Annotated in this window: 4 protein-coding genes; all 4 read left to right on the plus strand. The window is 73.5% G+C overall.

Annotated features, from left to right (window positions below; genetic code table 11):
* On the plus strand, nt 1–258 hold a 258-nt coding region (locus tag H5J29_RS27140), incomplete at its 5' end, for a GNAT family N-acetyltransferase (RefSeq protein WP_181783837.1).
* Nucleotides 259–342: 84 nt separating this feature from the next.
* Nucleotides 343–1,266, plus strand: coding sequence for an ABC transporter ATP-binding protein (locus tag H5J29_RS27145; RefSeq protein ID WP_181783838.1), 924 nt, complete (start codon nt 343–345; stop codon nt 1,264–1,266).
* A complete protein-coding gene (locus tag H5J29_RS27150) occupies nt 1,266–2,075 on the plus strand; it encodes an ABC transporter permease (RefSeq protein ID WP_181783839.1) in 810 nt (269 codons plus the stop codon). The genes H5J29_RS27145 and H5J29_RS27150 overlap by 1 nt, the downstream gene beginning before the upstream one ends.
* Entirely contained in the window at nt 2,072–2,887 is an 816-nt protein-coding gene (locus H5J29_RS27155; RefSeq protein ID WP_312858439.1) for an ABC transporter permease, read from the plus strand. The genes H5J29_RS27150 and H5J29_RS27155 overlap by 4 nt, the downstream gene beginning before the upstream one ends.
* Nucleotides 2,888–3,049 lie beyond the last annotated feature (162 nt).

A 3,049-nucleotide genomic window follows, 5' to 3' on the forward strand; every position in this document is an offset into this window, starting at 1 on the left:
CACCGCGCCACCGTGCTGCGGCTGATGGTCCACCCGGGGCAACAGGGTCGGGGTTGGGGTGGGCGGCTGCTGGCCGCGGCCACCGACCACGCCCGTGAGCTGGGCTTCGACCAGCTCCTGCTCTCCGCCCGCGGCGGCACGGGGCTCCCGGCGTTCTACTCCCACCAGGGCTGGGCCGAGGTCGGGGTGTTCCCGCGGGCGTTGCGCCTGGGCCCGGGAGACGTCCGCGACGAGCACTGGTTCCAGCTCGACCTCTGAGCCCGGTCTGAGCGCGTTCCCGTGCTGAGGGCGGATCCCGCGGTCGACGAGAAACTGTCGGGGTGTCCGGATAGCGTGCCCGTCATGGGGGAGGGACTGGTCCGGGCGCGCGGGCTCCGCAAGAGCTTCGGCGCGTTCGAGGCCGTGCGGGGGATCGACGTCGAGGTCGCCCCCGGCGAGGTCTTCGGCTTCCTGGGGCCGAACGGGGCGGGCAAGTCGTCGACCATGCGGATGATCGCCTGCGTCTCGCCCCGGTCCGCCGGCGAGCTGGTCGTCCTGGGTGGGGACCCGGACCGGGAGGGCCCGCGGATCCGGGCCCGGCTCGGCGTCGTCCCGCAGCTGGACAACCTCGATGCCGAGCTGTCCGTGCGCGAGAACCTGGAGATGTACGGCCGGTACTTCGGGCTGTCCCGGCGGCACGTGCGGACCAAGGCCACCGAGCTGCTGGACTTCGCGCAGCTCACGGAGCGCGCCGGCGACAAGGTGGACGCGTTGTCCGGCGGCATGAAGCGGCGGCTCACGATCGCCCGCGCGCTGGTCAACGAGCCGGAGCTCCTCCTGCTCGACGAGCCGACGACCGGGCTGGACCCGCAGGCCCGCCACCTGCTGTGGGAGCGGCTGTACCGGCTCAAGGGCGAGGGCGTCACCCAGATCATCACCACGCACTACATGGACGAGGCCGAGCAGCTGTGCGACCGGCTCGTCGTCATGGACGGTGGGGTGATCGTGGCGGAGGGTTCGCCCGCCGAGCTGATCGAGCGCTGGTCCACCCGGGAGGTCCTGGAGCTGCGGTTCCCCTCCGACCTACCGCCGCCGGTGTGGGAGCTGGAGCCGCACGCCGAGCGCGTCGAGCTGCTGCCGGACCGGGCGCTGCTCTACGTGGCGGACGGCGACCGCGCGCAGACCGCCATCCACGCCGCCGGGGTGCGGCCGCTGTCGGCGCTGGTGCGGCGCTCGTCGCTGGAGGACGTGTTCCTCCGGCTCACCGGGCGGACGCTGGTGGACTGATGGCTCCGGAGACCGCCTACGCCCCCGGGTGGGTGCACGGCGTGGGGCTCGTGCTGGAGAACCACCTGCGCTGGTACCGGCGGAACTGGCGGGCCACCGCGATCTCGTCGGTGCTGCAGCCGCTGCTGTTCCTGCTGGCCTTCGGGCTGGGCTTCGGCAGCCTCGTCGGTTCCCGTGCGGCCGCGGTCACCGGGGGCGCGGAGTACCTGGTGTGGCTCGCGCCCGCGCTGCTGGCGATGTCCGCGGTGCAGACCGGGGCGTTCGAGATGAGCTACCCGGTCCTCGCCGGGTTCAAGTGGCGGCGCACCTACGAGGCCACCACCGCCACGCCGATCGGCGGCGGGCAGGTGGCACTCGGGCAGCTGGCGTTCGTGGCGGTGAAGTCGGTGCTCACCGGCGCGGTGTCGCTGCTGGTGATCGCGCTGTTCGGTGGGGTGCGGTCGGTCGGCGTGCTGGGCTCGCTGGTCGCCGCGGTGCTCACCGGCGCCGCCGTGGCGGCTCTGGTCATGGCGTTCTCGGCGAGCAGGCAGGACGAGGGCGCGGCGTTCAACGCCCTGTTCCGGTTCGTCGTGCTGCCCATGACGCTGTTCTCCGGCACGTTCTTCCCCATCGCCAACCTGCCCGCGTGGGTGCAGCCGCTGGCCTGGGTCTCGCCGCTGTGGCACGGCACCGAGCTGGCCCGCTGGGCCGCGGGGGTGGGCCCGGCAGGGGCGGGGGCCGTGCTCGGGCACGTCGCGTACCTGCTGGTGCTGCTCGGCGTGGGGATCGCGCTGTCGGTGCGGCTGTTCGTGCGAAGGCTCGGCCGGTGACCGCGCTCGCGCCCCGCCCCTGGGAGTGGCTACTGCCCGCGGGCAGCTACGCCGGGCGGTCCCGGATGCTGCTGCTGCGCTCGGCCACGGCCTCGCGGCGGACCTGGCCCGCGATCCTGTCGGGTTTCGCCGAGCCGGTGTTCTACCTGCTGGCGATGGGCACCGGGCTCGGTGCCCTCGTCGGCACGCTGCCGGGTCCGGACGGGCGCCCGCTCACCTACGCGGCGTTCATCGCGCCCGGGCTGCTGGCCGCCTCGGCGATGAACGGTGCGGTGTTCGACGCGACCTTCAACGTCTTCTTCAAGCTCCGCGACTCGCGGCTGTACGAGGCGCTGCTGGCCACCCCGCTCGGCCCGCTGGACATCGCGCTGGGCGAGATCGGGTGGGCGCTGCTGCGCGGCGGGCTGTACGCGAGCGGGTTCCTCACCGTCATGGCCGTCGCCGGGCTGATCACCTCGCCCTGGGCGCTGCTCGCGCTGCCCGTCGCGCTGCTGGTGGCCTTCGCGTTCGCGGCGGTGGGGATGGCGGCGACCTCGTACATGCGGTCCTGGCAGGACTTCGACCTGGTCACCCTCGCGGTCCTGCCGATGTTCCTGTTCGGCACCACGTTCTACCCGCTCAGCGTGTACCCGCGGGCGCTGCAGATCGTGGTCGAGTGCCTGCCGCTCTTCCACGCCGTCGAGCTGATGCGGGGCCTCACCACCGGTGCGGTGCACCTGGGCATGCTGGGGCACCTCGCGTACTTCGTGGTCATGGCCCTGCTCGGGGTCACCTTCGCCGCCCGGCGGCTGCGGGTGCTGCTCCTGCGCTGAGCACCACGACACCGGGTCAGGCCGCGCACGCCGCCGGGACCAGGTGCTCGTCCGGGTCCTCGAGGATCCCCGGGGCCGAGCCCCCGCCGAGTAGGTCGAGGGTGCCGTCGGCGACGGTCAGGGACTCGACCCGTCCCCGCCGGTCGGGGACCCGCAGCTCGA

The organism is Pseudonocardia pini, assembly GCF_013870575.1.
In the GTDB taxonomy this organism is placed as follows: Bacteria; Actinomycetota; Actinomycetes; order Mycobacteriales; family Pseudonocardiaceae; genus Pseudonocardia; species Pseudonocardia pini.